The sequence below is a fragment of the Siminovitchia jepli genome (genome assembly GCF_047228825.1).
Lineage (GTDB): Bacteria > Bacillota > Bacilli > Bacillales > Bacillaceae_C > Siminovitchia.
The window spans coordinates 1-20,933 of sequence record NZ_JBFEGN010000009.1 but is presented as its reverse complement, the minus strand read 5'-3'; the positions used below and the strand labels follow the sequence as shown (position 1 = coordinate 20,933).

The window sequence follows — 20,933 nt, the reverse complement described above, 5'->3', positions numbered from 1 at the left end:
GTTAGAAAGCGAGGAGGAATATGATGCGTGAAGCAGTCATCGTGGCCGGTGCCAGGACGCCGGTCGGAAAAGCGAAAAAGGGGACGCTTGCCCAAGTGCGGCCGGATGATCTTGGGGCGCTCGCAGTTAAGGAAACACTGAAGCGGGCGGGCGATTATAATGGCAATATTGATGATGTCATTTTCGGATGCGCCGTTCCCGAAGCGGAGCAAGGTCTCAATATGGCAAGGAATATAGGCGGGCTTGCGGGCCTGCCGGATGATGTTCCGGGCATTACCATCAACCGGTTTTGCTCTTCGGGATTGCAGTCGATCGCTTATGCGGCCGAAAGAATCATGTTGGGAGCATCCGATACAATCATTGCAGGCGGCGCGGAATCGATGAGCCTCGTTCCGATGACAGGACATATCGTCCGGCCGAATGTGGAGCTTGTCCAATCAGCTCCGGAATATTATATGAGCATGGGCCATACCGCAGAACAAGTGGCCAAACAATTTGGCGTAACCCGGGAAGACCAGGACGCATTTGCCGTTCGGAGCCATCAAAAAGCGGCGAAGGCGATCGGCGAAGGAAAATTTGACGATGAGATCGTTCCGGTTGATGTAGCGATCAGATCGGTGGGGCCGGATCACAAGCTTCAAGAAAAGCAAGTCCGTTTTTCCAGGGACGAAGGAGTCCGCCCTGACACGAATATGGAAGTGCTTGCCAAGCTGCGTCCCGCTTTTTCCGTAAACGGCTCGGTGACAGCGGGAAATTCATCACAAACGAGTGACGGGGCGGCAGCCGTAATGGTCATGGACCGTGAAAAGGCCGACTCTCTCGGACTGAAGCCGCTGGTAAAATTCCGCTCGTTCGCCGTGGCGGGTGTTCCGCCCGAAATCATGGGCGTAGGGCCTGTAAAAGCCATACCCAAAGCACTCCAACTGGCGGGCCTGGAGCTGTCCGACATCGGGTTGTTTGAATTGAATGAAGCTTTTGCATCACAGGCGATTCAGGTGATCCGCGAGCTTGGCCTAAATGAGGAGATCGTAAACGTCAACGGGGGCGCTATTGCACTTGGCCATCCGCTCGGTTGCACGGGCACAAAGCTTACCTTGACTCTGGCCCATGAAATGAAGAGAAGAAATGTCCAGTTTGGCGTAGTGACCATGTGTATCGGGGGCGGCATGGGAGCCGCAGGCGTATTTGAATTGCTATCCTAAAAGGGAGGTTGTCATCATGGAAAAAGAAACGAAAAAGCTGGTAAAAGGCGGGGCATTTTTAATAGAAGATATTACACCGGATCAACTGTTTACTCCGGAAGATTTCACAGAAGAACAAAAAATGATCGCCAAAACGACGGATGATTTTGTAACAAATGAGGTAATGCCGCAAGTCGAACATCTGGAAAACCACGAATTTGACCGTTCTGTCAAACTGTTGAAGCAGGCGGGAGAACTTGGCCTGCTCGGAGCAGACGTACCGGAGGAATATGGCGGACTTGCACTTGATAAAATCAGCTCGGCACTTATTGCGGAAAAAATGTCAAAAGCCGGCGGATTTTCCATTTCCCACGGGGCCCATGTCGGCATTGGTTCCTTGCCGATCGTCCTTTTCGGAAATGAGGAGCAAAAGCGGAAATATTTGCCTTCACTTGCGACAGGGGAGCTGTTGGCGGCTTATGCCCTGACCGAGCCTGGTTCGGGTTCAGATGCGCTCGGGGCCAAAACGACAGCCAAACTGAATGATGCCGGGACTCACTATGTTTTAAATGGGGAGAAACAATGGATCACGAACTCGGCATTTGCTGATGTATTTATCGTATATGCCAAAGTGGACGGAGAGCATTTTACGGCATTTATCGTGGAACGTGATTTTCCAGGTGTTTCAACAGGTGCCGAAGAAAAGAAAATGGGGATCAAAAGTTCCTCGACAAGAACGCTTATTTTGGACGATGCCCAGGTTCCGGCTGAAAACGTGCTTGGCGAAATCGGGAAAGGCCATAAAATTGCGTTCAATATTTTAAATATAGGCCGTTACAAGCTCGGTGTCGGAGCAGTTGGCGCCTCAAAACGGGCGCTGGAAATTACGCTGAAATATGCAAACGAGCGCAAGCAATTTAAGACGGCGATTTCCCAGTTTAATTTGACGAAGGAAAAATTCGGAACGCTTGGTGCGGAGCTTTATGCTTCCGAAAGCTCGGTGTACCGTACAGTCGGCCTGTTTGAAGAACGGATGAGCCGGCTGACCGAAGAAGAGATCAACAACGGAACGGAGGTAGCGAAATCGATCGCGGAGTATGCCATAGAATGTTCCTTGAATAAAGTGTTCGCAACGGAAGTGCTCGATCATGTTGTCGATGAAGGTGTGCAAATTCACGGCGGCTACGGATACATGCAGGAATACGAAATTGAACGGGCTTACCGGGATTCGAGGATCAACCGGATCTTTGAAGGAACAAACGAAATTAACCGCCTGCTCGTTCCTGGCACTTATTTGCGAAAAGCGTTTAAAGGGGAACTGCCGCTCCTAGCCAAGGCCCAAAGCCTACAGGAAGAACTGATGATGCTCATGCCGGAAGAGCCCGGGGATGAGCCGCTCGCCCAGGAAAAACAATTGACGGGCGGGGCAAAGAAAGCAGCACTCATGATTGCCGGGCTGGCGGCACAGAAGTATGGAAAAGCACTGGAAAATGAACAGGAAGTTTTGGGGAAACTCGCAGATATCGTTTCATTGGGCTACGCAATGGAATCAGCCGTTCTCCGGACGGAAAAAGCGCTCGCCCGCGACGGCCTTGAGAAAAACAGACAAAAAGTTTTATATACAGAGATCTTTTGTCAAGACTCGATCGTAAAGGTGGAGCAGCTTGCAAGAGAATGTTTGGCAGCAATTGAAGAAGGGGATTCCTTCCGGATGATGAACTCTGCTCTCCGAAAGCTGATCCGCCACACCCCGATCAATGTGATCGCCAAAAAACGCGAAGCGGCCGATGCCCTGATCGCAGCGGAACGCTTTATCGTTTAACAAAATGTCAAAAACCATCGTGCCCTTTAATTTGCCCGGGCGCGGTGGTTTGTTTTATATTCATATCATAATCTCTTTTTTTAAAAAAAAGGTTTTTTGAAAAATTTGGCGAATATATTGTCATATCTTTTATGAGAGAAAAAGGAAGGTGATTTAATGCCTCTTACGATGTACGCTTATCCGAAATGCGGCACATGCCGCAAAGCGAAAAAGTGGATGGAAGAGAAGCAGCTTGAGTTTGAGGAGATACATATCGTTGACAATCCTCCTTCGAAGGAGGAGTTGAAAAACTTGCATGAAAAAAGCAGATTGGAGTTAAGAAAGTTTTTTAACACGAGCGGCAAAAAATACCGGGAGCTTGGGCTGAAAGACAAAGTAAAGAACGCTTCTGATGAAGAACTCCTCGATTGGCTTGCGTCCGACGGCATGCTCATCAAACGCCCGATTGTAACGGACGGAAACAAAGTCACTGTCGGGTTTAAGGAAGCAGAATTTGAAGAAACATGGACGAAATAAGAATGTTTTCTTGCTTTCAAAGTTTTCTTTATGTACATTTAAATCAATAAAGAGATGATGGAGGGATTTGGATGAATACACCAGCCGAACTGAGATATTCTGAAGAACATGAATGGGTAAAGGAAGAAGGGGAAAAAGTAAGAATCGGCATTACCGATTTTGCCCAATCCGAACTGGGAGACATTGTTTTCGTCGAACTTCCTGAAGTAGGAGATGAAGTGACAGCGGACGAGCCTTTCGGAAGCGTTGAATCGGTCAAAACCGTTTCTGAACTTTATGCACCTGTCAGCGGCAAGGTCGTTGAGGTAAACGAAGAGCTTGAGGACAACCCTGAATTTGTCAACGAATCTCCATATGAAAAAGCCTGGATGATCGTTGTAGAATTGTCTGACCGCAGCGAATTGGAAAATTTAATGTCTGCCGAAGACTATGAAAAAATGACAAGCGAAGGATAAGAAAAGATGAAAGCGCCTTGGACGTGTTCCAAGGTGTTTTTTTCCTCATAATATAAAAAGCAGCCGTACTTATGCATCTGGTTTTCGTGAAAGCGGGGTCAGCCTGGTGAATGATTCTTATGAAAAAGTCATCATTGTGGAAGGATTGTCTGACAAGAAAAGGATTCAACAAATTATTAAAGAGCCCGTGGGCATCATTTGCACAAACGGTACGATTGGGTTGTCGCGGCTGGAAGAATTATCTGAAGAGCTGGAGGGGAAAGATGTATATATACTCGTTGACGCAGATGCTTCCGGCGAGAACTTGCGGAAACAGTTAAAACGGGAATTTCCGCTTGCCCGCCATCTTTATATTGACCGAAAGTTCAAGGAAGTGGCCACAGCCCCGTACGAAACCCTCGCCCATATTTTGATCAGGGCGCATATTGATGTTCATGCACAGTATTTATTAAAAGGATGATGGTCAGCTTATGCAAGAATGGACAAAAAAGGACATCCTTGAAGCGATAAAAAAGAAAGAATCGCCCATTTTATATTTTTATACACCGTTATGCGGAACGTGCCGGGTGGCAGGCCGTATGCTTGATATCATTGAAGAAATGAATGGAAAAACCATTTATAAAGCCGATTTGAATTATATTCCGGAAATTGCGGAACTTTTCAAGATTGAAAGTGTGCCCTGCCTGCTGATCTTAAACCGCGGGGCTGTTTCCAGAAAAATATATGCCTTCCGCTCGATTCCATACTTGGTTGAAATTTTAAAAGAATATGGTTAAAATAAATACCTGGTTAAAAAGTTTAGGTTCTCAATGAAGGGGTAAACATATGAATGATTGTAAATAAGGTAATGAAAGGATTGGTTTTTTATTAACTCCCTGGACATTCGATATACGAATGTAATGGAAAAAGCATTTCATGGAGCACACGGCATAGGGTATGAAACATACAGGCAAAATCATGATGCCAGAATGGAAGTAGAAAAAAAGCGGGAAGCTGAATATGCCAAGTCCCGAATGGCGATATTAAATATAACCGGCAACGTAACAAACGTACTATGAAAAAACAGGCCTTTGTTTAAACAAAGGCCTGTTTCTAATGAGAAAATTCTCAAATAAAATGATGGGAAACAATACTTATGCGCTGTCTAGTTGATAATAATTTTAAAATGCGATAAGATGGAAACTAGGACTTAGATGAAAAAATAATCGAGTTTCAAATACATTTCTATATCCGGAGGTAATAATGATGGCATCAACGTTAACAATTAAAGATCTTAATGTGTCCATTGACGGAAAAGAGATCTTAAAAGGTGTAAACCTGGAAATAAAAAACGGGGAATTTCATGCGGTAATGGGGCCGAATGGAACTGGTAAATCCACATTATCCGCCGCGATTATGGGGCATCCCAGATACGAAGTAACAGGCGGCAGCATTACGCTGGATGGGGAAGATGTGCTCGAAATGGAAGTGGATGAGCGTGCGCGAGCCGGTTTGTTTGCGGCCATGCAATATCCGAGTGAAATCAGCGGAGTAACAAATGCCGAATTTTTGCGTACAGCAATCAATGCCCGCAGAGAAGAAGGAAAAGAAATTTCGTTAATGAAATTCATCCGCGAGATGGATAAGCAAATGGAGCTTCTTGAAATGGATCCGAACATGGCACAGCGTTATTTGAATGAAGGATTTTCCGGCGGGGAGAAAAAGCGCAATGAAATATTGCAGTTGTTAATGTTAAAACCGAAATTTGCCATTTTGGATGAAATTGACTCTGGCCTTGATATAGATGCCTTGAAAGTAGTTTCACAAGGAATCAACGAGATGAGAAGCGATGACTTTGGATGCATGATCATTACTCACTACCAACGGCTTCTTAATTACATCACCCCCGACTATGTCCATGTGATGATGCAGGGAAGGATTGTAAAATCGGGCGGTCCGGAACTTGCACATCGTCTGGAAGCGGAAGGGTATGACTGGATCAAGGGAGAACTTGGCATTGAAGATGAAACAGTTGGCCAGGAAGCATAAGCGGTAGGGGGATTGAAATGACAACTGATACGAAAATGACGATCGATGAACAATACATTCGTTCTTTTTCAAACAAACATAATGAACCGGACTGGTTTACACAGTTTAGATTGGATGCTTTTGGCAAAGTGGATGAACTTGCGATGCCAAAGCCGGATAAAACACGGATTACAAATTGGAATTTCACCGAATTCCCGAAGCATGAAGCGGAAGTCCGTACTTTTAAGTCTCTTTCCGACTTGCCGGAGGTGGCCAAATCCGTCGTTGACATGGAAGAAAGCAATCAAAACTTATATGTTCAATACAATCACCAGGCTGCTTATGTGAGCTTGTCTGACCAATTGAAAGCACAGGGCGTCATTTTCACCGATCTATTTTCAGCTGTTGCCGAACATCCTGATTTGGTGAAAAAATATTTCATGACGGATGCGGTAAAAGTTGACGAACATAAATTGACGGCATTTCATGCAGCGCTTGTCAACGGAGGGGCATTTTTATATGTGCCAAAAAATGTTCAAATAACCGAGCCTGTTCAGGCTGTTTATATATTTGACGACAAAGATGCGGCGATGTTTAACCATGTCCTCATTGTTGCAGATGACAATAGTTCTGTAACGTACGTGGAAAACTACTTGTCCACAAACGAAGAGGTAAATGCTATTGTCAATATTGTATCTGAAGTCATTGCCAATCATAACGCCAAAGTTGTTTATGGAGCGGTTGATACACTGGCAAAAGGGTCCACGGTTTACGTCAACCGCCGGGGAATTACCGGTCGGGATGCCCGGCTTGATTGGGCTCTCGGGTTGATGAACGACGGCAATACGATCGCTGAAACCACAACAAACTTGATTGGCGAAGGTTCAAACGGTGATACGAAAACCGTTGTCATCGGAAGGGGAAGCCAAACGCAAAACTTTACGACAAGCATCGTGCACAGTGGCAGACACACGGAAGGTTTTATTTTAACCCATGGCGTTATGAAGGATGCCGCTTCTTCCATCTTTAACGGAATTGGAAAAATTGAAAAAGGCGCTTCAAAGGCAAACGCCAACCAGGAATCCCGTGTATTAATGCTCAGTGAAAAAGCGAGAGGCGACGCCAACCCGATTTTGCTCATCGATGAAGATGACGTAATGGCAGGGCATGCGGCATCTGTAGGACGTGTAGATCCGTTGCAGCTCTTTTACATGATGAGCCGCGGGATTCCCAAAGCAGATGCGGAACGGCTGATTATTCACGGTTTCCTTGCTCCTGTTGTAGAAAAACTGCCGATCGAAGCAGTGAAACGCCAATTGGTCGAAATCATTGAAAGGAAAGTGCAATCATGAACTGGAGTGAGGTGCGCAAACAATTTCCCATATTGGACCAGGAAGTAAATGGACAACCGCTTGTATACTTGGACAGTGCTGCGACCTCCCAAAAGCCGATCCAAGTCATTGAGACGCTGGCAGAATATTATAAAGGATACAATTCGAACGTCCACCGCGGTGTCCACACGCTTGGGACGAGAGCTACCGACAAATACGAAGGCGCCCGCGAAAAGGTCAGGAAATTTATCAATGCATCCTCTGCCGAAGAAGTCATTTTTACAAGAGGGACGACGACGGGACTCAACACGGTTGCTGCAAGCTACGGGCGGGCAAACGTCGGGGAAGGCGATGAAATCGTCATTACTTATATGGAACATCACAGCAATATTATTCCGTGGCAGCAGCTTGCCAGGGAAAAAGGGGCAACACTTAAATATATTCCTCTTCAAAAAGACGGCACGATCAAGCTCGAAGATGCTGAAAAGGCGATCAGCAAGAAAACGAAAATCGTTTCCGTCACACACGTTTCGAATGTGTTGGGCGTGATTAATCCGATTAAGGAATTGGCAGCCATTGCCCATCAGAATGGAGCAGTCATGGTTGTGGATGGCGCTCAGGGAGCACCGCATGTACCAATTGATGTGAAGGATCTGGATGCTGACTTTTATGCTTTTTCCGGCCATAAAATGGGTGCCCCTACAGGGATTGGCGTATTATATGGAAAAAAGGCCCATCTAGAAAACATGGAACCGATCGAGTTTGGCGGCGAGATGATTGACTTTGTCGGACTGTACGAATCGACGTGGAAGGAACTTCCATGGAAATTTGAAGCCGGAACCCCGATTATTGCCGGGGCAATCGGACTCGGTGCCGCAATCGATTTTTTAAATGAGATTGGCCGGGAAGCAATCCTTGAACATGAGCACAAACTCGCGGCCTATGCAATGGAAAAGATGTCCCAACTTGACGGTTTAACCATATACGGTCCTGCTGAACCGGAAAAGCGGGCAGGGGTCGTGACATTTAATATAGAAGGGGTCCATCCGCATGATGTGGCTACAGTACTCGATTCGGAAGGGATTGCCGTGAGGGCGGGGCATCATTGTGCACAGCCGCTCATGAAATGGCTGGATGTTTCCGCGACGGCAAGGGCAAGCTTTTATATATACAACGATGAGCAAGACATTGACAGACTCGTTGAAGGCCTAGTTAAAACAAAGGAGTATTTCACGAATGTCTTTTAACAACCTTGACAATCTGTACAGGCAAGTAATCATGGATCATTATAAAAATCCGCGGAACAGAGGGAGTCTAAACGACGGAAACCTGACGGTGGACATGAACAACCCGACATGCGGAGACCGAATCCATTTAACGATGAAGCTGGATAACGGAATCGTTGCGGATGCCAAATTTGAGGGGGAAGGCTGCTCCATTTCCATGGCATCTGCTTCCATGATGACACAGGCCATTATTGGCCAAGATACGGATTCTGCTTTGAAACTCGCGCATATATTCTCTGAAATGATTCAGGGAAAAGATCTTGACGACAAGGAAGAAGATCTTGATCTCGGCGATATCGAAGCTTTGCAAGGAGTATCCAAATTTCCAGCGCGTATCAAATGCGCCACGCTCGCATGGAAAGCGATGGAAAAAGGATTAAAGGAGCACCAATAAAAGAGGGAGGAATGAACAATGGCGAAACAAATACCCGAAATTGGTGATTACAAGTATGGGTTCAGGGATAAAGATGTTTCCATTTTCCGGACCGAGCGCGGTTTGACACGGGAAATTGTCGAAGAAATATCGAAAATGAAGGAAGAGCCTCAATGGATGCTTGACTTTCGGCTGAAATCGCTTGAACACTTTTATAAAATGCCGATGCCGCAATGGGGCGGCGACTTAAACGCCCTGAACTTTGATGAAATCAGATATTACGTGAAGCCATCTGAGCATACGGAGCGTTCATGGGATGAAGTGCCTGAAGAAATTAAGCAGACTTTTGACAAGCTGGGAATCCCGGAAGCTGAACAAAAGTACCTGGCTGGTGTTTCCGCGCAATACGAGTCAGAGGTTGTTTATCACAACATGAAAGAAGATCTCGAAAAAATGGGAATCGTTTTTAAAGACACGGATTCAGCCCTGAAGGAAAACGAAGACATTTTCCGTGAACATTGGGCAACGGTCATTCCGCCAACGGACAACAAGTTTGCAGCTTTGAACTCGGCTGTCTGGTCCGGCGGCTCGTTTATATACGTGCCCCCAGGAGTAAAAGTCGATACGCCGCTTCAGGCATATTTCCGGATCAACTCCGAAAATATGGGCCAATTTGAGCGTACACTGATTATCGTGGATGAAGGAGCATCCGTCCATTACGTTGAAGGATGTACGGCACCTGTTTATACAACAAACTCACTTCATAGTGCGGTTGTTGAAATCATCGTTAAAAAAGATGGTTATTGCCGTTATACAACGATCCAAAACTGGGCGAACAACGTCTATAACCTTGTGACCAAACGTGCAGTTTGTGAAGCAAATGCGACAATGGAATGGATCGACGGCAACTTCGGGTCCAAAGTAACGATGAAATATCCGGCCGTATTTTTAAAAGGAGAAGGTGCGAGAGGACTGACGCTCTCCATTGCATTAGCCGGAAAAGGCCAGCATCAGGATTCCGGGGCGAAAATGATCCACTTGGCGCCAAACACAACATCATCGATTGTATCCAAATCAATGTCACAGCACGGCGGCAAAGTCACATACCGCGGAATGGTCCATTTCGGACGAAAAGCTGACGGCGCCCGCTCCAATATCGAGTGTGACACAATGATCCTGGATGACAAATCCACATCAGATACAATTCCTTACAATGAAATTTTGAATGACAACATTTCATTGGAGCACGAAGCAAAAGTTTCCAAAGTCTCTGAAGAGCAGCTCTTCTACTTGATGAGCCGGGGCATCAGCGAACAGGAAGCAGTCGAAATGATCGTCATGGGCTTCATTGAACCATTTACAAAAGAACTTCCGATGGAATACGCGGTAGAAATGAACCGTTTGATTAAGTTCGAAATGGAAGGTTCAATAGGTTAATATCATACAAAACCCGTCACATCCATATTTGTGACGGGTTATTTATATTTATCATGTTTCCAATAGTGTTATGTTATTTTATACATAGAAGGAGTGAAGATATGATAGATGTTTTATATATTGAAGATGAAGTTGAAATTGCCAATTGGCTGAAACAAGCGCTCGTACAAGCGGGTTTTGTTGTACATAATTACCCTTCTTTTCAGCTGTATGAAGAGAGTGATGATAAGTTTACCCCGGATATTGCGATTTTAGATATTATGCTGCCGGGGTTGGACGGTTTTTCGATTGCACGCAAATTAAAGCGGGAGTATGAAGACCTTCCGATTTTAATGCTTTCGGCACGTTCGATGTTAGATGATAAATTAGAAGGCTTGAGTATTGCGGATGATTATGTAACGAAGCCTTTCCAAGTAGAAGAAATTATAGCTCGGATTCAAGTGTTATTACGCCGTTTCAATAAAACAAATGAGACGATTCGCTTAAAACATATTGAAGTCCGCACGAAAGATTTCACAGTGCACGATACAGAAACCGGTGAAGAGATTTTATTGACGCAGACGCAATATGGTTTACTCCGCTATTTTGTTACGCATTTGAATCAAATTTTAACGAAGGAACAGTTGTATGAAGCAGTATGGCAAGAGCCGTATATGGACGGAGATAAGACGCTTATGGTACATATTCGTTATTTGCGTGAAAAGATTGAAAAAGACCCATCAGAGCCTCAAATTATTGAAACAGTAAGAGGTATCGGTTACCGGGTGAGAGCATGAAAAAGATTTGGCATTCATTACTCACAAAATACATTTTTTTAATTCTTATCGCTTTAGCTTTTTTGCAGCTTGTGACGATTCTATATATGGTTGGTATCAACTTTGAACGTTTGGTTTCGGATGTACCGACTATACAAGAAATTGAAGAGCGCTGGACTGAAGATGTTTACGGGGCAACATTAGATGATATGGAGACGATTGTTGAAAAATGGCATACTGATTACCCGCAAGCGAGCTTTTTTTATGTCAATGCGAATGGCGAACTCGTGAAAAAATGGTACGACAACGATGCTACAACATTACCTGAGCACTGGGATATGGTAGAGACTACACGCTTTATCCAAGCGCATTATGATGGCCCAATCTTTACCGTTATCCGTTTTGTAGGGAATCAAGATGAAAATGGTTTTTTAGTTTTACAAATGGAGCGTGAATCATTAGAACCAGCTAAAATGGAATCAGGCTTTTTATTCATCGCAATCTTATTAATGGTTGGCTTTTTAGGTATTTCGCTATTATTTTTCATACGTATTTTAAAGCGCTTGGTCAATTTGGAAGAAGCGATGACAATTCGCGAGGTGGATGGCTTGCCTATTCGCATAGAAGTGAAGAAAAAAGATGAAATCGGCGCTGTCGAACAAGCTTTTAATAATATGGTGGATGAACTTAGAGAAGCTAAAAAACGCGAACAGGAGGAAGAGCAATTACGCCGGGAATTGATTGCTAATTTATCACACGATTTAAAAACACCACTCACTAAAATGCGTGCACAATTGCAAAATGTGCCTGTTGAACAAGCTGAGCATTTGGATCATTCCATTAGTACGATGAACAACCTAATCGAGAACTTGATGTCTTATTCTTTACTCACAGCAAATAAAATGCGTTATGAAGCTCAAGATGTACGTATAGACCGGCTTGTGAATCAAAGTATTGCCTCATGGTATCCGTTGTTTGAAGAGCAAGGGTTTGATGTGGAATTGGAAGTTGAAGAGCTTGTGTGGCATATTGATCAAGTATGGCTTGAACGGATACTCGATAATCTGTTCCAAAATGTATTGCGCCATGCTAATGAGGGAAAATTTATTCGCGTTGTTGTGCAAGATAATCACATAACAGTGATGGATAAAGGACGAGGTTTTACCGAGCATGCTCATATGAAAGGAGCGGGAATTGGGCTTTCCATCGTTGAGTTAATGGCTGAGAAAATGAATTTAGCCCTTGTTATTGATAGTACGGTGTCTGGTACGACGATTCAATTACACCCCAAAGCTTAAATATAATTTACCAAAGCGTATTCGAGTTTTTCGAGTACGCTTTTTTAAACGAATTTTAAACAAATGTACCCTTAACTTTAAACTATGGCCTTTAAAGTTAAAAGTGAGGTGGATGAGATGACATATATAGTTAAAACAACCAACTTAACGAAAAAATTTGAAAAACATACGGCCGTTTCAAGTATTGATTTAAAAATTAAAGAAGGAGAAATTTATGGTTTTCTCGGTCCAAATGGCGCGGGGAAGTCAACGACGATTCGGATGCTGTTAGGCTTAATGAAACCGACCGCTGGTGATATTCAAGTTTTTAACCAAGATTTAAAAAAGCATCGAAAAGAGATCCTACAGCAAGTCGGTTCATTAGTTGAAAATCCATCCTATTATCCGCATTTAACTGCAAAGGAAAACTTAGAAGTGTTGCGTAAAGTTTTAAAAGTACCTGAAAAGCGTATTGCGGATGTCTTAGAAATGGTGCGATTAAGTCATGTCGCGGATAAAAAAGTCAAAGGCTTCTCACTTGGGATGAAACAACGTATGGGGATTGCACAAGCTTTATTGCATGAACCGAAATTATTAGTTTTAGATGAGCCTACAAATGGTTTGGATCCGGAAGGCATTATTGAAATGCGGTCACTCATTAAAGAATTAGCAAAAAACGGAACAACCATTATGATTTCAAGTCACTTGCTTTCGGAGATTGACCAAATTGCCACAACGATTGGTGTCATTGCAAAAGGAAAACTCATTTATCAAGATGATATTCAAACGATGCGTACTTTGGCAAAGAGTCGTTTACGCATGCGTGTGAGTGATGTACAACAAGCGCAGCAAATTGTAGGCGGGGAAATAGAAGGAAAATGGTTGTACTGTGAGCCTCGCGCGGATGCAGAGGTTGCAGGCGCTATTCAAAAATTAACGGGACAACATATTGCTATTTATCGTGTAGAAGAAGAGCGACGTTCACTAGAGGAGATTTTCCTTCGGATGATAGAGGAGGCGTCTTGAATATGATGACGTTAATGCAAGCTGAATTTGCCAAAATTAAACGCAAAGGATTTCCAGTGCTTGCGTTTCTGGGCGCATTTGGTGTGGTTGCTATGCAGATGATCAATTATGGTTATCGAAAAGAGTGGCTAATGCAACAAAGTCCGGATTATTGGGGCTATTATTTAATAAACGTTCAAGGATTTATTCCGCTTGCCATTGTACTCGGCAGCATCATCTTAGCGGTTCAAATTGCAGGAGTGGAAGAGGAAACAAATGCCTGGAAGCTTCAATTGGCATTGCCATTATCGAAAAAAGGTTTATATGCTGCGAAGTTTTTTATTGTCCTCTGCTATTTAGTAGTTGCATCTGTACTGTTAATTATTTTCACTATTGCTTATGGAATATTTTTGGATTTCAATCAATCGATTCCATACGAAATAGTATTCAAACAAAGTACATTGCCTCTGTTAGCCGTTTTACCAATTGTCGCACTGCAGTTATGGATTTCGGTTGTGAGTAAATCACAAGCCGTTGCGATCACTGTAGGAATTGTACAATTTTTAATGACGTATTCCGCTTTTTCCTTCCCGGATTGGACGCCTTGGAAATGGATTTATTTACCGAATCCAATGTGGAATGCAGCACTGGGCATTAGTGTAGGTGTCGTTATTTTTTTTATGGGTATGTATGATTTTTACCGAAAGGATGCTAAATAAATGTTTGTCTCATTACTAGAAGCGGAATGGTATAAGCTAAAACGCAATAACATTTACGCGCTACTTATTATTGGTCCGCTCCTCACATTGCTTATAGGTGCGATGAATCCGATGATGTCTCAGATGGAAGGCTTCAATCCGTGGTATAGCTTATTTTTGTTTATGAATCTCCCCTATGCTTTATTATTCCTTCCTTTAATCACTGGGGTGTTGGCAGGAATCGTTTGTCGTTACGAGCATCAAGCGGGTGGTTGGAAACAGCTCGCTGCATTACCTGTTACGCGCTCGCAAATTTATGTAGCGAAATTTGTCTTAATCGCAATTCTCGTTTTAGTGATTCAATTGATGTACGGTGTCGTTGTTTATGTGGCGGGTATGGTGAATGGATTTGAAGAAAGTTTCCCATTTATCGTGATTAGCAAATTCATTTTTGGCGGTTGGATTGCAACATTTCCGATGATTGCTTTGCAACTTTGGGCCGCGATGCATTGGCGCAGCTTTGCAGTAGCTTTTACCTTAAATGTGATTTTTACATTACCGGGGATTTTAGCGATTAATTCAGAACGTTTTGGTCCTTATTATCCTTGGGCGCAACCATTCTTTATGATGTATGCAGAAGAAAATATGCCAGGGATTTTCTTTGTGCCGATAAGCCAAGTGTTACTCGTTACAGGTGGCAGCTTTATTCTATTTCTCCTGTTGGGTTTATTGAGTTTCAATCGCAAAGCCATTTAAAAGGGGCAGGAGGCTGAAGAAAAGCCTGCGGAAAGCGTCCTTTAACACTGAAATTGAGCTGGATGTGTCCGACTGTTACAAAAAATGAGTGGGGACACCTTATGAACTGATTTTCTCTCCAAAGAATTATGATTAACTTTCTATTAGACTAACAATTTGAACAAAAAGAGACAGGGACAAAAATTAGTGAAAATCAAGAAACCGCATGAAATCAAATTTAAAACCTTGATTTCATGCGGTTTTACTTTCAGTACTTACACCATTTTCAATGATTTTTTTACTTATATCCCATCCTCTTTTCAATGTAGTTTTAGGCGACCCGCATCATCTGTAGGGTCCTCGCCGACAATCGAAAATCCGTTTTTCAGGTAGAACATTTTCGCATTCACATTGTGGACAAGGAACAGCGCTTTTCATTAACAAGTCTCCTTTGAAAAATATGGTCTTCTCATTATAAATGGAAGACTATGTGTCGGAATAGACAATATGTAGGCGGGGGATTTTGTTTTTGATATAATCTTGATGGGCGGTATCATTATTTGAACTGCACCATTGCCGAACTGTTAAAATAAATTATATCTGCCCGGATCCCTTTCGGACAGGGACAGAAGGATGACATGAACACAGGAAAAACAAGATCCTTCTGCATTTTTTGATTTTGAATCCAATTTTCAAACAGGAGGAGTCAGTATGTATAGAACGATGATGAATGGAAAAATACACCGCGCCCGCGTAACTGAGGCCAATTTAAATTATGTAGGCAGTATTACAATTGACGCGGATATTTTGGATTCAGTGGGGATGGCGGCAAACGAAAAAGTTCAAGTTGTCAATAATCACAATGGTGCCCGCTTTGAAACTTATATCATTCCCGGGGAAAGGGGGAGCGGTGTTGTTTGTCTGAACGGAGCTGCCGCCCGCCTCGTGCAAGTGGGGGATATTGTCATCATTATTTCCTACGTTCTTGTACCTGAAGAAAAAGTCGCTTCCCATCAGCCGAAAGTGGCCATTATGGATGAGAACAACCAGATTAAAGAGATCTTGTCTGCCGAGCCGGCAAATACAATTTTGTAACGGCTTCTTCCCAAAAGCCAAATGAAAAGGTCAGGGTCTCATAGTTTACTATGGGTATTAACGGTTATATATACTACGTGTTCATTTTTGCCTTTGTTATAATATGTATGAAAACGAAATGATGGTGAGCATATGATTTATGTAGGAGTCACCGGATGGGGAGACCACGATTTATATCCAAAAGGGATTGCTCCAAGTGATAAATTAAAGGAGTATGGGGCACATTTTCCGACCGTTGAGGTGGATTCATTCTTTTATGCCGTTCAGCCGGCCCGGAACGTGGAAAGATGGGTGAAAGATGTGCCCGCGGATTTTCGGTTTGTCGTCAAGGCTTATCAAGGCATGACAGGGCATGAACGCGGGGATATTCCGTTTTCATCAAGGGAAGAAATGTTTAACGCTTATATTGACTCGATCGAGCCGTTTGCCGAGAGTGGAAAGCTGGCGATGGTGCTGTTCCAGTTTCCGCCATGGTTCAATTGTACAAAAGAGAATGTGGATTATTTACGGATGTGCCGGCAAAGGATGGAAAGATTTCCGGCTGCCGCGGAATTTAGAAATCAAACATGGTTTTCTCCCCGTTTTCATGAAAAGACGCTTCAATTTTTAAAAGAAGAAGGTTGGATTCATGTTGTTTGTGACGAACCCCAAGTGGGTGAAGCCTCTGTTCCGATTGTGCTCACTGCCACGGATAAGGATCAAGCACTTATTCGCATGCATGGGCGCAATACCCCTGCATGGATGAAGCCAGGGGAGAAAAACTGGCGGAAGACCCGGTATTTATACCGCTACAGTCGAAAAGAACTGGAACAATGGAAAGAACATATTTTAACGCTGCAAACAGAAACGAAGGACGTCTTTGTTCTGTTCAATAATAATTCCGGCGGGGATGCTGCCTGCAACGCGAAAGAATTAATTGATTTGCTGGGCATACAATATAAGGGACTTGCAGCAAGGCAGCTTGATTTGTTTTGACGGATGGGAAGTGGATATGTGAAGGAAAGAGTTCATATTTATCATACGAATGACATTCATAGCCACCTGGAAAATTGGCCGCGGATCCATCGTTTTTTAAAAGAAAGAAAAGCGGCCCATGAAGCTGAAGGTGAGGATGTCTTCGTTTTTGATTGCGGCGACTTTGTTGACAGATGGCACCCTTTTACGGAAGGAACAAAGGGAAAAGGGAATGTCAGACTGTTAAACGAGGCCGGCTATACAGCCGTTACAATCGGCAACAATGAGGGAATGACGCTGGATCATCGCTCATTGGATGAACTGTATGATGACGCCCGGTTTGATGTCGTGTTGGCCAATTTGTTTTTGCCGGAAGGGAACAGGCCGGCCTGGGCCCTTCCGCGCCGGATGTACACGACTTCGAAAGGGGCAAAAATCGGCGTGACGGGCGTAACCGCCCACTATCACCGCTTATATAATCTTTTGGATTGGGAACTTGGTGAACCTCTCCAGGCACTCTCCAAACAAATTGATATGCTTCGGCATGAGGCGGATGTCATTATTGTTCTTTCCCATTTGGGCCTGCAGGCTGATCAATGGATAGCGGAAAATGAACCTGCGGTTGATCTCATTCTGGGAGGGCACACACATCACGTTTTGCCAAGCGGAGAACAGGCAGGCGAAGCTATTTTGGGGGCGGCAGGAAGGTACGGAGAATATGTCGGTTACGTATCAGCGGAATGGGAGATTGGGGATGTATCCACCAAAACGTTCCAGGCCGCTCTATTCGAAACGGCATACTTGGCTGCTCCACCGGATGAAACTGAGCAGATGCATGAATGGAGAGAAATTGGCAAAAAAATGCTGTCCGCAGAGGTCGTTTCGCTGCCTAAGCCGCTTACGTATTCTTGGGATAAGCGTTCGGAGCTTCCAGCCATGCTTTCCGAAGCGCTTTATCATTGGTGCGGGGCTGATTGCGCCCTTGTCAATTCCGGGCTGTTCCTGTCCCGGCTTGATGAAGGACCGGTCACCAAATATGATATCCACCGCATGCTGCCTCATCCGATCAACCCTTGTAAAGTGGAGCTGACAGGAGAAGAGCTAAAGGAAGTCCTGTACCAGGCCGAACGGACCCATTTGCCTCAGCTAAAGTTTCAAGGGCTGGGGTTCAGGGGAGTCATGATGGGAAAATTTATCTATCACCAAATTGCAGCGGATTTTCAAAGCGATATCATCAAAATTGGCGGCAAACCTCTCGATCTTGAAGAGACCTATGAGATTGCCACTCTTGACATGTTTACTTTCGGCAAGTTTTTTCCGCAGATACAGCATGCAAAAGCGAAAACATATTATCTCCCCGAATTTTTGCGCGATGTGATGGAATGGTATTTAATCCGGTTATACCAAATGCCGTAGACGGGTAACCCCTTTCCAAATGCCAATGTGAACCATTCTTTCCTCTTTTTCATATATATGGGTATCAGAAGGGGTGGATTGGATGGTTTCAATTGAACCTGTAATGATTGACGGACACATGTTTGTAGCTTCCACCGTCCGTTTGCCAAAAACGACGTTGCTCGCCGTGTCCAATGATCGTGGATATATTATGTGCGGCGCCCTTGATGTCGGGCTCTTAAATGACAAGCTGAAAGAACGCGGGATTATCGCGGGGAGGGCTGTCGGAGTAAAAACGATTGAACAGCTGCTGGAAGCGCCGCTCGAATCGGTGACGGCTGCTGCCGGGGAGCTCGGAATATCCGCCGGAACAAAAGGGCGCGATGCATTATTAAAAATGATATAGATGATTTTTTTCTCAAAGAGCTATTACCCCCCATGTCCGCATATGCTAACCATGGGGGGGATTTTTGTTGACTCATTTTCGCGCTCGCAAATTCCGGCGCGGTCCGCTGCCGTTCCGATATGTCATACTCATTTCTTTCGTCTTTTTTTTATTGTCAACTGCTGCGGGGCTTTGGATCGTGAATTACGGCATTAAGCCGACGTTAACGAGATATGCAGAATCACAAACGAAAAAAATTGCTCCCATAGTCATCAGCAAGGCGGTAAAAGAGGTGATTCCAAACGTAAAAGACATACGGGAGATTACGGAAATGGTTCAGAATGGATCGGGAGGTTCATCCGTACAGTATAAAACGGACATCATTAACCAAATCCAGGCAGATATTACCAGGGCAATCCAGTTGAATTTAAAACAGGCCGAAGCAGGCAATCTGGATGCTCTCACGGAAGAAACCGGGGTTGAATTTGACTATGAATCTTCTTCACAAGGAGAGGGGATTGTTTATTCCTTCCCGCTGGGACAGGCAACAAACAACGCCCTTCTCGGCAACTTGGGGCCACGTATACCCATCCGGTTTACCGCTATCGGAGACGTCACCACAAATGTCGATACAAGGGTGGAACAATATCCCATTAATAATATGTTTGTAACCATATCCATACAGGTTCAGGTGAATGTACAAATCATTATCCCGTTTGGAACGAAAGAGGCAGTTGTTCAACAGGAAGTTCCCATTGCCATAGGATTGTATCCGGGAGATGTGCCGCAATTTTACAACAACAGCGGGAACACCAATCCGTCCATTCAATTCCCGAAACAGGATAATTCTCCGTAGTGTGGTCATCAAAGCAGGCAATTTTAGCTTCGGGTGCTTTCCCGAAGCTTTTTCAAAAAGGGCTGTTCGCCAATTTAATCAAATCCAACATACGATCCGGTAACCCCGGCATACGATCGAGTTTTGTGCAAATAGGACCGGTAACCCCGACATACGATCGAGGTTTGTACAAATACGATCCGGTAACCATGAAAACGATCAAATTTGATTCTATTCCAGTCTTTCACTTTTGATGGGATCTCTTCTGTCCATCGTTAGCTTTTATCTGTCTGCCCATTCCCATGCTTTCAGGTAAGGATATGGATCGAATGCCCACTCGTTGATCCCGTTATCTTTATACATGCCGAAATGAAGATGTGGAGGAAACTTTCCTGCAGTACCCGGAGGTCCGTATCCTGAACTGCCTACACTTCCAATGACTTGTCCAGGTTTTACGACATCACCGATTTTTAAATCCTTTGCAAAACCGTTTAGATGGGCGTAGTAATGGTACGTATTGTTTAAATCCCTGATCCCCACGCGCCATCCTCCATATTTGTTCCAGCCTTTTATTTCAACAACGCCATATCGAACAGCACGTACAGGTGTGCCATACGAAGCGAATATGTCTGTACCCTCATGCATTCTCCTGCCGCCCCATCCCCTGCTTTTTCCCCAAGTATTATGGTAAGTATAGTTGTACCCTTTCGGGATCGGGAACACGCTTTCATTCAGATTTATGCGATTGAATGTTCTGTATAGTTTGGCATTTGTCATGATGATACTCACTGTTTTATCTCTTTTATAATAATTCCATAATGCCATTCGGACGTTCGTGTCATTGACACCATACGGAGAAATGATGGAGGCGGCTGTAAATAATAGGTCCTCATTATTCGTTCGACTCGCTTTTCCGTCTCCGTTTCCATCCAGTCCCTTTCCCCCAAAAAATGTAATCGTCTTTGGGTTGTTGTCTTCCACGTTCGGATTTAATGGTCCGCCCCATTCTAAAGCGTCCATATAAAAACCCGTTAAACCATCAGGTTTGGGAAGATCTTTCCTGACATGGCGGATGCTCCGTTCGTATTGATCAATGGCAGCAATAAAGTACCAGGGAACACCGGATATTGCCTCTGTTTTTTTATATAAATCCATTCGTTGTGTGTACATCTCTTCCGGTGATGTTTCTTTCGCGTCAATTTTATGGGAAGGGATAAAAAGAAATAGTATCAGAACCAGGAATAGGAATTTCCTCATTTTTATAATCATTCCTTTCGCTACGCTCAAGGCACAACACTGCATGAAAATGAAGCGTTATGCCTTTTATCTTTCGTTTTAAAGTAGTAATCTATTTTTGAAGGAGCCTGTATACACTACAAATCACGGGGAGG

Annotated in this window: 23 protein-coding genes; 22 read left to right on the top strand and 1 reads right to left on the bottom strand. The window is 44.1% G+C overall.

Going from position 1 to position 20,933, the window contains the following annotated elements:
• The first annotated feature begins 23 nt into the window (after positions 1 to 23).
• The 22 genes from AB1L08_RS06060 to yunB all read left to right on the top strand — a co-directional run bounded on the left by AB1L08_RS06060 (position 24) and on the right by yunB (position 19,563).
• On the top strand, positions 24 to 1,202 hold the full coding sequence (locus tag AB1L08_RS06060) for an acetyl-CoA C-acetyltransferase (RefSeq protein ID WP_413063770.1): 1,179 nt from the start codon (positions 24 to 26) through the stop codon (positions 1,200 to 1,202).
• 16 nt (positions 1,203 to 1,218) lie between these two features.
• Positions 1,219 to 3,003, top strand: a complete 1,785-nt coding sequence (locus tag AB1L08_RS06055; protein ID WP_413063769.1) for an acyl-CoA dehydrogenase FadE — start codon at positions 1,219 to 1,221, stop codon at positions 3,001 to 3,003.
• Between the two features lie 156 nt (positions 3,004 to 3,159).
• On the top strand, positions 3,160 to 3,519 hold the full coding sequence (locus AB1L08_RS06050; protein ID WP_413063768.1) for an arsenate reductase family protein: 360 nt from the start codon (positions 3,160 to 3,162) through the stop codon (positions 3,517 to 3,519).
• Positions 3,520 to 3,590: 71 nt separating this feature from the next.
• Positions 3,591 to 3,974, top strand: a complete 384-nt coding sequence (gcvH, locus tag AB1L08_RS06045; protein WP_413063767.1) for a glycine cleavage system protein GcvH — start codon at positions 3,591 to 3,593, stop codon at positions 3,972 to 3,974.
• A 106-nt stretch (positions 3,975 to 4,080) separates the two neighbouring features.
• Positions 4,081 to 4,434 (top strand): toprim domain-containing protein, encoded by a 354-nt coding sequence (locus AB1L08_RS06040; RefSeq protein WP_413063766.1) that lies wholly within the window; start codon positions 4,081 to 4,083, stop codon positions 4,432 to 4,434.
• Positions 4,435 to 4,444: 10 nt separating this feature from the next.
• Complete coding sequence (locus AB1L08_RS06035; RefSeq protein WP_413063765.1) at positions 4,445 to 4,750, top strand: thioredoxin family protein; 306 nt, start codon at positions 4,445 to 4,447, stop codon at positions 4,748 to 4,750.
• Positions 4,751 to 4,873: 123 nt separating this feature from the next.
• Entirely contained in the window at positions 4,874 to 5,032 is a 159-nt protein-coding gene (locus AB1L08_RS22560; protein WP_489686521.1) for a YuzK family famiily protein, read from the top strand.
• Positions 5,033 to 5,216: 184 nt separating this feature from the next.
• The gene (gene sufC, locus AB1L08_RS06030) at positions 5,217 to 6,002 is read left to right on the top strand and encodes a Fe-S cluster assembly ATPase SufC (protein WP_413063764.1); all 786 of its coding nucleotides are present in this window, start codon (positions 5,217 to 5,219) and stop codon (positions 6,000 to 6,002) included.
• Positions 6,003 to 6,019: 17 nt separating this feature from the next.
• Positions 6,020 to 7,333, top strand: a complete 1,314-nt coding sequence (sufD, locus tag AB1L08_RS06025; protein ID WP_413063763.1) for a Fe-S cluster assembly protein SufD — start codon at positions 6,020 to 6,022, stop codon at positions 7,331 to 7,333.
• On the top strand, positions 7,330 to 8,559 hold the full coding sequence (locus tag AB1L08_RS06020; protein ID WP_413063762.1) for a cysteine desulfurase: 1,230 nt from the start codon (positions 7,330 to 7,332) through the stop codon (positions 8,557 to 8,559). The genes sufD and AB1L08_RS06020 overlap by 4 nt, the downstream gene beginning before the upstream one ends.
• Positions 8,549 to 8,992 (top strand): Fe-S cluster assembly sulfur transfer protein SufU, encoded by a 444-nt coding sequence (sufU, locus tag AB1L08_RS06015; RefSeq protein ID WP_413063761.1) that lies wholly within the window; start codon positions 8,549 to 8,551, stop codon positions 8,990 to 8,992. Before AB1L08_RS06020 ends, sufU begins: the two co-directional genes overlap by 11 nt.
• Positions 8,993 to 9,010: 18 nt before the next feature.
• On the top strand, positions 9,011 to 10,408 hold the full coding sequence (gene sufB / locus AB1L08_RS06010; RefSeq protein ID WP_413063760.1) for a Fe-S cluster assembly protein SufB: 1,398 nt from the start codon (positions 9,011 to 9,013) through the stop codon (positions 10,406 to 10,408).
• A gap of 101 nt (positions 10,409 to 10,509) precedes the next feature.
• Entirely contained in the window at positions 10,510 to 11,184 is a 675-nt protein-coding gene (locus AB1L08_RS06005) for a response regulator transcription factor (RefSeq protein WP_413063759.1), read from the top strand.
• The gene (locus tag AB1L08_RS06000; protein ID WP_413063758.1) at positions 11,181 to 12,461 is read left to right on the top strand and encodes a sensor histidine kinase; all 1,281 of its coding nucleotides are present in this window, start codon (positions 11,181 to 11,183) and stop codon (positions 12,459 to 12,461) included. The genes AB1L08_RS06005 and AB1L08_RS06000 overlap by 4 nt, the downstream gene beginning before the upstream one ends.
• A gap of 117 nt (positions 12,462 to 12,578) precedes the next feature.
• Entirely contained in the window at positions 12,579 to 13,466 is an 888-nt protein-coding gene (locus tag AB1L08_RS05995; protein ID WP_413063757.1) for an ABC transporter ATP-binding protein, read from the top strand.
• Positions 13,467 to 13,468: 2 nt separating this feature from the next.
• Positions 13,469 to 14,164 carry an ABC transporter permease gene (locus AB1L08_RS05990; protein ID WP_413063756.1) on the top strand — a complete coding sequence of 232 codons (696 nt, stop codon included), beginning with the start codon at positions 13,469 to 13,471 and terminating at the stop codon, positions 14,162 to 14,164.
• Positions 14,165 to 14,899, top strand: coding sequence for an ABC transporter permease (locus AB1L08_RS05985; RefSeq protein ID WP_413063755.1), 735 nt, complete (start codon positions 14,165 to 14,167; stop codon positions 14,897 to 14,899).
• Positions 14,900 to 15,589: 690 nt separating this feature from the next.
• The gene (panD, locus tag AB1L08_RS05980) at positions 15,590 to 15,973 is read left to right on the top strand and encodes an aspartate 1-decarboxylase (RefSeq protein ID WP_413063754.1); all 384 of its coding nucleotides are present in this window, start codon (positions 15,590 to 15,592) and stop codon (positions 15,971 to 15,973) included.
• A 132-nt stretch (positions 15,974 to 16,105) separates the two neighbouring features.
• Positions 16,106 to 16,948 (top strand): DUF72 domain-containing protein, encoded by an 843-nt coding sequence (locus tag AB1L08_RS05975; protein ID WP_413063753.1) that lies wholly within the window; start codon positions 16,106 to 16,108, stop codon positions 16,946 to 16,948.
• Between the two features lie 18 nt (positions 16,949 to 16,966).
• The gene (locus AB1L08_RS05970; RefSeq protein WP_413063752.1) at positions 16,967 to 18,343 is read left to right on the top strand and encodes a bifunctional metallophosphatase/5'-nucleotidase; all 1,377 of its coding nucleotides are present in this window, start codon (positions 16,967 to 16,969) and stop codon (positions 18,341 to 18,343) included.
• A gap of 82 nt (positions 18,344 to 18,425) precedes the next feature.
• Positions 18,426 to 18,728 (top strand): YunC family protein, encoded by a 303-nt coding sequence (locus tag AB1L08_RS05965; RefSeq protein ID WP_413063751.1) that lies wholly within the window; start codon positions 18,426 to 18,428, stop codon positions 18,726 to 18,728.
• Positions 18,729 to 18,795: 67 nt separating this feature from the next.
• The gene (gene yunB, locus AB1L08_RS05960) at positions 18,796 to 19,563 is read left to right on the top strand and encodes a sporulation protein YunB (protein ID WP_413063750.1); all 768 of its coding nucleotides are present in this window, start codon (positions 18,796 to 18,798) and stop codon (positions 19,561 to 19,563) included.
• Between the two features lie 261 nt (positions 19,564 to 19,824).
• Here yunB and AB1L08_RS05955 read toward each other — a convergent pair whose 3' ends face one another.
• A complete protein-coding gene (locus tag AB1L08_RS05955; protein ID WP_413063817.1) occupies positions 19,825 to 20,799 on the bottom strand; it encodes a M23 family metallopeptidase in 975 nt (324 codons plus the stop codon).
• Positions 20,800 to 20,933: the final 134 nt, after the last annotated feature.

Excerpts from the sequence above, each read along its gene's own strand:
- AB1L08_RS06035 (WP_413063765.1), top strand. The coding sequence starts at position 4,445 with ATGCAAGAATGGACAAAAAAGGACATCCTTGAAGCGATAAAAAAGAAA.
- AB1L08_RS06050 (WP_413063768.1), top strand. The coding sequence starts at position 3,160 with ATGCCTCTTACGATGTACGCTTATCCGAAATGCGGCACATGCCGCAAA.
- AB1L08_RS05985 (WP_413063755.1), top strand. The coding sequence starts at position 14,165 with ATGTTTGTCTCATTACTAGAAGCGGAATGGTATAAGCTAAAACGCAAT.
- AB1L08_RS22560 (WP_489686521.1), top strand. The coding sequence starts at position 4,874 with ATGGAAAAAGCATTTCATGGAGCACACGGCATAGGGTATGAAACATAC.
- sufU (WP_413063761.1), top strand. The coding sequence starts at position 8,549 with ATGTCTTTTAACAACCTTGACAATCTGTACAGGCAAGTAATCATGGAT.
- AB1L08_RS06060 (WP_413063770.1), top strand. The coding sequence starts at position 24 with ATGCGTGAAGCAGTCATCGTGGCCGGTGCCAGGACGCCGGTCGGAAAA.
- sufC (WP_413063764.1), top strand. The coding sequence starts at position 5,217 with ATGATGGCATCAACGTTAACAATTAAAGATCTTAATGTGTCCATTGAC.
- AB1L08_RS05990 (WP_413063756.1), top strand. The coding sequence starts at position 13,469 with ATGATGACGTTAATGCAAGCTGAATTTGCCAAAATTAAACGCAAAGGA.
- sufB (WP_413063760.1), top strand. The coding sequence starts at position 9,011 with ATGGCGAAACAAATACCCGAAATTGGTGATTACAAGTATGGGTTCAGG.
- AB1L08_RS05965 (WP_413063751.1), top strand. The coding sequence starts at position 18,426 with ATGGTTTCAATTGAACCTGTAATGATTGACGGACACATGTTTGTAGCT.
- gcvH (WP_413063767.1), top strand. The coding sequence starts at position 3,591 with ATGAATACACCAGCCGAACTGAGATATTCTGAAGAACATGAATGGGTA.
- AB1L08_RS06005 (WP_413063759.1), top strand. The coding sequence starts at position 10,510 with ATGATAGATGTTTTATATATTGAAGATGAAGTTGAAATTGCCAATTGG.
- AB1L08_RS06000 (WP_413063758.1), top strand. The coding sequence starts at position 11,181 with ATGAAAAAGATTTGGCATTCATTACTCACAAAATACATTTTTTTAATT.
- sufD (WP_413063763.1), top strand. The coding sequence starts at position 6,020 with ATGACAACTGATACGAAAATGACGATCGATGAACAATACATTCGTTCT.
- AB1L08_RS05955 (WP_413063817.1), bottom strand. The coding sequence starts at position 20,799 with ATGAGGAAATTCCTATTCCTGGTTCTGATACTATTTCTTTTTATCCCT.
- AB1L08_RS06055 (WP_413063769.1), top strand. The coding sequence starts at position 1,219 with ATGGAAAAAGAAACGAAAAAGCTGGTAAAAGGCGGGGCATTTTTAATA.
- AB1L08_RS06020 (WP_413063762.1), top strand. The coding sequence starts at position 7,330 with ATGAACTGGAGTGAGGTGCGCAAACAATTTCCCATATTGGACCAGGAA.
- AB1L08_RS05995 (WP_413063757.1), top strand. The coding sequence starts at position 12,579 with ATGACATATATAGTTAAAACAACCAACTTAACGAAAAAATTTGAAAAA.
- AB1L08_RS05975 (WP_413063753.1), top strand. The coding sequence starts at position 16,106 with ATGATTTATGTAGGAGTCACCGGATGGGGAGACCACGATTTATATCCA.
- panD (WP_413063754.1), top strand. The coding sequence starts at position 15,590 with ATGTATAGAACGATGATGAATGGAAAAATACACCGCGCCCGCGTAACT.